Source organism: Arthrobacter sp. HLT1-20, assembly GCF_054510895.1.
On sequence record NZ_JBTNDR010000065.1, the window covers coordinates 1 to 5,977 of the forward strand.

The following is a 5,977-nucleotide window of genomic DNA, read 5'->3' on the forward strand; positions in this document are numbered from 1 at the left end:
TGGACCAACCCACGAATCTCGTCCCTTGTATAACCTTGCGTAATTGATGACATGGTTGGCTCCTTCAATCAAAAGAAATGAATGACTCACAACCAGCCTGACGTAGAGGGCAGCTTCAGAAGCTGCGCCAGATACACAGAGAACGGTGCGCAGACTCATGGCGGTGCCGGCACATGGCAGGATAAAAGCATGACTCTTAGCTGGGATATCCGTGCACGCGTGCAATTTGAGGGCGACGCTCACGTCATCGAGGACAGTTGCGGCTTCAACGGCCCCACCGCCTGGATTATTGACGGCGCCACTACCCTGCTGGAGCCCCTGGAACTGCCGGCAGCCTCGAACCCGCAGTGGCTGGCGCAGGAACTGACTCGGGCCCTGGGCGCAGCCCCCGAGTCCGGCGTCCGCGCCGTGCTGGCCGGCGCCCTAGCTGCCGTTGATTCTGCCGCTTCACCGCTGGTGGGCAACGAACACGTCCGTTTCCCCAGCGCGGCGCTTTCCGTGGCCCAACTCAATGACGAGGGTGTGGAGATCGCCAGCCTGGCTGACTGCACGGTGGTTGTCCGCACGTCCGACGGCGCCACCCACCTGGTGCGTGCCCAGCTCGCCGACGCGGGGATCAGCGCTGTGGAACCGGCCGAGCGGCTGGCACAACTTAAGCTCGACCGCGAGCTGCGCAATACACCCGGCCGGCTCTGGGTGGCGCGGCGCGAACCCGAAGCTGCAGGCCACGCCCACGTGGTCCAGCTCAGCCGGCCCGAGATCATGGTCATGGCCACCGACGGGGCCTGGCGCGCCGTGGACCTTGGCCTCGTCAGCGGCCCGGAGGAATTCCTGGACCGCAGCTCCACCACACTTGATGCCCTGGGGCTCATGCACGAGCTGCGCGTCCACCAGGGCACCATTGGCGAGGTGGCCGACGACGCCACCGTCCTGACCCTCGTGCCGCGCTCCGCCCCAACTGTGACGCACTTGTTGCAGTAAAACCTAGAAAGTAAGCGCTTTCCATGACATCAAGTGCGTCACAGTTGGCGGGGGCGGGGGCGGGGGCGGGGACGGGGACGGGGTTTAGGCCGCGACCGTTCTGAAGCCCAGATTGCCGCTGGCGGAGTCGGGCGTGTTGGAGCTCCTGGCTGCGAGGCGGTAGCGGTTGCAATAAGAATCGTGGCACAGGTAGGAACCGCCGCGCATCACGCGGCCACGTCCAATCGTGGGCCCCGCCGGATCCGCAACGGTGCCGTTGGCGAGGCAGCTCTTGTAGTACTTGGGCAGGAACCAGTCGGCACACCACTCCCACACATTCCCACTGGTCTGGAACAAGCCGTAACCATTGGGCTCAAAGCTGTCCACGGGCGCGGTGGTGAGGAAACCGTCGTCGCACGTGTTCTCGGTGGGGAAGGTGCCCTGCCAAATATTGCAGTGGTGCACGGTCCCGCCATCTGGAGCGGTGCCGTGCAGTTCATTGCCCCACGGGTAGCGGGCCTGCTCCAGTCCGCCGCGGGCGGCGTACTCCCACTGTGCTTCCGTGGGCAGCGCCCGCCCCACCCACGCGCAATAGGCGAGCGCGTCCGCGTGGGAGACCTGTGTGACCGGGTGGTTGGGGATGTCCTGCCATGATGACAGCGGCCCGGCTGGGTGCGCCCAGTCCGCGCCGCGCACACTCATCCACCAGGGGGTGCCCGCGGCCGGCCCCAGAATGTCCGCCTGCTGAGCCTGCACCGCAAGGTGGAACACGGCCGAGGTGCCGTACTGCTCGGACTCCGTCCGGTAGCCCGTGGCGTCAACGAACGCGGCAAACGCTGCATTGCTGACGGCTGTGGTGTCGATGCTGAAGGCGGACACCTGCACTTGGTGGACGGGGGTTTCGCCGTCGGCCGGGTAGCCCTCATCGAAGGGGTCGCCCATGGCAAAAGTGCCCGCCGCAATGGTGACCTCGGCATGAACGGCGGTCGCCGTGCGCGGTGGAACACTCAGCGAGAACGTCTGCGGGGCAGCCGGCGCGTGGGTCTCGTGGCCGGATCGGCCGGCGGGGCTGCAACAACTGGACATGGGCTCACTTTGCAAGGAGGAAAAGGGGAATTCCTTACAGTCTATGTCCGCCGCGGCCGGTTGGCGGGCGGCAACGAGAATGTGTCAAGATGGCGCCATGGATGCACATGTTTTGATCATTGGTGGTGGGATTGCCGGACTGTCCCTGGCCTGGCGGCTGGGCCCCGCCGTATCCGTCACTGTGGTGGAGGCCGAGGAGTCGCTGGCGTTTCACAGCTCCTCGCGGTCCGCACGGCAGATGCAGCCAAGCTACGGCCCGGCACCCGTCCAGGAACTGACCCGGCGCAGCATTGCCCTGGTGCGGGAAATTTCCGCAGGCCTGGCTGCGCCCATCCTCAAACCGCGGCCGCTGATCACTCTTGGCTCCGTGGCTGAGGCGGAAGCGTTGGCTGGTGGGAATGCGAATCTGGTGCTGCTGGGGCATGCCGAAACCATGGCGCTCAGCCCCGATGTGCGGCCCGAGGCGTTCTCGGCAGCCGTCCTGGATGACACAGCCATGGAGGTGGACGTGCCGGCACTGGTGGAGTTTTACCGCAGCCAGGCCGTGGCCGCCGGAGCCGTGATCGTGACAGGGGCGCCCGTCACGAAGGCGACGGCGTTGGCCAGGGGCTTTGAGGTGGTGGCGGGGGAGCACACCATCACGGCCGCCATGGTGGTGAACGCCGCAGGGGCCTGGGCGGACCAGGTTGCCGCCCTCTTTGGCGTCCGGCCGCGCGGCCTGATGCCGCACAGGCGCAGCGTGGCCATCGTTGCCACCGCGACGCCGGCCAACCCCGCCGGTCCCATGGTGGAGCCCGCCGATGAATCCTTCTATTACCGGCCCGACGGCGGTCACCTACTGATCTCGCCGTGCGAGTCCGTGCCCACCGAGCCCGGGGATGCTCAGGTGGTCCCGGCGGACATCGCCCAACTCATCCACCGCATTGACGCCGTCACCAGCTTGGGGATCACCGGCGTCGAACGGTCTTGGACGGGGCTGCGCACCCACCCCGCGGACGGCCTGCCGGTGGTGGGCTTCGACGCGGCCGTGCCCAGCTTCTTTTGGCTGGCAGGTCAGGGCGGCTACGGCATCCAGACCTCGGCGGCCCTGGCAACGCTGGCCGCCGGGCTCCTCACCGGGGAACTGTCAGGAGGGGACGGCGCACTCGCGGCAGCACTGAGTCCGCAACGGGCCGGCCTGGTCTAGCTCCTAGCTGGTGGCGCCGGAGGCCATGACGCCCACACCGAGCACGGCAAGGATGCCGCTGCTGATGCGTTCAATGAGCGTGTTGACCTTGGGTTTGCGCAGCCATTTCATGGCCTTGTACGCCGCAAAGGCGATGACGGTGAGGTACAGGGTGCCGATCACGGCCAGGGTCAGGCCCAGGATCATGGCCATGCCCAGGGTGTTGCCGCCGTGCGGAATGAACTGCGGCACCACGGCCAGGTAGAACAGGCCAACCTTGGGGTTGAGCAGCGTGGAGACCAGGCCCGAGGCAAACGCCGCCTTGGTGCTGTAGCGCAGCGGCTGCTGACCGCCATTTCCGGCGGCCATGCCTTCCTTGGCTGCCTTGCGGGCCTTCAAAAAGGACGAGACGCCCAGGTAGAGCAGGTACAGCCCACCGGCAATCTTCAACCACCTAAAAACTTCTGCCGACTGTTCCAAAATGGCGGCCAGGCCTACCCCCACCAGGGCAGCCCACACGAGTGAGCCAACACCGGATCCCGTGGCGGCGGCAATGCCGGCGCCGGCGCGGTTCAGCGAGATGCGGAGCACCAAAAACGTGTCGGGGCCCGGAATCAGGGCAAGCATGAGGCATAGGCCAGCGAAGGCCAACAGGGAAACGGCAGTCATGAAATCCATTGTCCGCCCTGGACGCCCCCAGCCGCAAGACGTCGCCTGGCTCCGCGGTCTGCCATGCCAGACTCCGCCCGGCCCCGCGGGCTAGGGCAGTGTCACGGCCAGATGGGTGGCGATGCCGAAGCTGCGCCCGGGGTAGCTCAGACCCTGGAAGTACTGGTTGGTGTGCGCCACAATCTGTTCGCCCGTGACGGCAACCCCAGCAAATTCGGTGTCCTCGGTGGTGTGGCAGTCGCTGACCAAGACAAAGTCATAGCCCTCGACGGCGGCACGGTGGGCTGTGGTGCGCACGCAGTAGTCGGATTGCGCGCCGGCCAGGATCAGCCGGCCAACGTCCAGGCGTTCCAGCTCGGCCGCCAGGGTGGTGCCCTCAAAGGAATCACGGTAGCTTTTGAAGACCAACGGGTCGCCCTCGCTGACGGGCAGGGAAGGAGCCAGCTCCCAGCCGCTGCTGTGCCGCGGCATGTACGCATCCTCGTGCTGGACAAAGATCACCGGAAGCTTAGCCGTTCGTGCCCGGCCAATGAGCACGGCGGTGCGGGCCAGCACCCCGTCGGTGTCAAAACACGTCGCCACCACATCCTTTTGCAGGTCGATGATCAGCAAGGCAGTTCCGGGACGCTCATTGGGCTGGTTCACCCCAGCAGTATTTCATGCCGGGCCGCCACATGGTAGGGCCACGGCGTCTGCCATGCCAGACGCCCACCGCGGCGCAGGCACCCGGCCCGGCCGCCCGGCGTCGTACGCTAAGGGCATGAGTGAACTGATCACCAACATCGGTGAATTGATGACGCAGGACCACGGGCAGGGCACGCGGCGCAATGCGGCGGTGGTGCTGGAGGGGGAGCGGATTGCGTGGATTGGCGACGCCGTGCACGCACCCGCCGCCGACACGCTCACCGACGCGCAGGGCCGGGCGGTACTGCCGGGCTGGGTGGATTCGCACAGCCACCTGATCTTTGCCGGGGACAGGACGGCCGAATTTGAGGCGCGCATGGCGGGGCAGAGCTACAGTGCCGGCGGCATTGCTGTCTCGGTGGACGCTACCCGCGCCGCCGGTGACTATGACCTCACCCGGCTGGCGATGGGCCGGGTGGCCGAGGCGGTGTCGCAGGGCACCACATACCTGGAAACCAAAACCGGTTACGGCCTGGATGTGGAGCACGAACGGCGCAGCGCCCGCATCGCCTCCACGGTGGTGGATGAGGTCACCTATCTGGGTGCCCACTTGGTCCCGGCGGGCATGGATGCCGACGCCTACACGGAGTTGGTCTGCACGGAGATGCTCGACGCCGTGCGGCCGTACGTGAGCTGGGCCGACGTGTTTTGTGAGCGCGGCGCCTTCAACCCGGAACAGTCCGCGGCCGTGCTTGCTGCCTGCCGCGACGCCGGGCTGGGGCTGCGCGTCCACGGCAACCAGCTGGGCCACGGTGACGGCGTGAAGCTCGCCGTGGAGTTTGGCGCGGCCAGCGTGGACCACGTGAACTTTCTCAGCGATGCTGATGTTGCCCTGCTGGCGGATTCGTGGTCCGGCTGGGACGCTGCGGCGGATTTCGGCAAAGGCGGCGTGCGGGGGACCGTGGCCACGGTACTGCCGGCCTGCGATTTGTCCACCCGCGCCCCGCTGGCCCCCGCCAAACAATTGCTGGATGCAGGGGTACAGATAGCCATTGCCTCCAACTGCAATCCGGGCACCTCCTACACCTCATCCATGGCGTTTTGTGTGACAACGGCTGTGCTGCAGATGGGGCTGAGCGTACATCAGGCCGTGCGCGCAGCAACCTACGGGGGAGCGCTCGCCCTGGGCCGGGAATCGGGTTTGGATGCGGACGGGCAGCGGGCCGTTGGTTCGATCGCCGTGGGGCACCGGGCGGATTTGCACATGCTCAAGGCGCCGTCTGCCACGCATCTGGCGTACCGCCCCGGCATCCCGCTGACGGCCGGCGTGTGGCGTGCCGGCGTCCGCCAGGTCTAGCCCTTAAACAACTGACTGTGAGTCTTGTATGTAGCTGGTCTGGGACTAGCTGGCAGAGTAGGTAGCGGCTGTACCATCTGATGAATGTGACTCAGCAACTGACTGGCTCCGTGAGG

The 5,977-nt window shown here is 66.5% G+C and carries 6 protein-coding genes; 3 read left to right on the forward strand and 3 right to left on the reverse strand.

The window, feature by feature from the left end; genetic code table 11:
- The first annotated feature begins 189 nt into the window (after positions 1–189).
- The gene (locus tag ACX80Q_RS18515) at positions 190–981 is read left to right on the forward strand and encodes a hypothetical protein (protein ID WP_459332012.1); all 792 of its coding nucleotides are present in this window, start codon (positions 190–192) and stop codon (positions 979–981) included.
- An 84-nt stretch (positions 982–1,065) separates the two neighbouring features.
- Here the strand turns inward: ACX80Q_RS18515 and ACX80Q_RS18520 are convergent, their stop codons facing one another.
- Positions 1,066–2,046 (reverse strand): formylglycine-generating enzyme family protein, encoded by a 981-nt coding sequence (locus tag ACX80Q_RS18520; protein ID WP_459332013.1) that lies wholly within the window; start codon positions 2,044–2,046, stop codon positions 1,066–1,068.
- Between the two features lie 97 nt (positions 2,047–2,143).
- Between ACX80Q_RS18520 and ACX80Q_RS18525 the strand changes: the two genes are divergently transcribed.
- The gene (locus tag ACX80Q_RS18525) at positions 2,144–3,232 is read left to right on the forward strand and encodes an NAD(P)/FAD-dependent oxidoreductase (RefSeq protein ID WP_459332014.1); all 1,089 of its coding nucleotides are present in this window, start codon (positions 2,144–2,146) and stop codon (positions 3,230–3,232) included.
- A gap of 3 nt (positions 3,233–3,235) precedes the next feature.
- Here ACX80Q_RS18525 and ACX80Q_RS18530 read toward each other — a convergent pair whose 3' ends face one another.
- Entirely contained in the window at positions 3,236–3,880 is a 645-nt protein-coding gene (locus ACX80Q_RS18530) for a LysE family translocator (protein ID WP_459332015.1), read from the reverse strand.
- Between the two features lie 90 nt (positions 3,881–3,970).
- Entirely contained in the window at positions 3,971–4,525 is a 555-nt protein-coding gene (locus ACX80Q_RS18535) for an isochorismatase family protein (protein ID WP_459332016.1), read from the reverse strand.
- Positions 4,526–4,640: 115 nt separating this feature from the next.
- On the opposite strand from ACX80Q_RS18535, the gene ACX80Q_RS18540 reads away from it, so the two are divergent.
- Positions 4,641–5,861 (forward strand): amidohydrolase family protein, encoded by a 1,221-nt coding sequence (locus tag ACX80Q_RS18540; RefSeq protein WP_459332017.1) that lies wholly within the window; start codon positions 4,641–4,643, stop codon positions 5,859–5,861.
- Positions 5,862–5,977 lie beyond the last annotated feature (116 nt).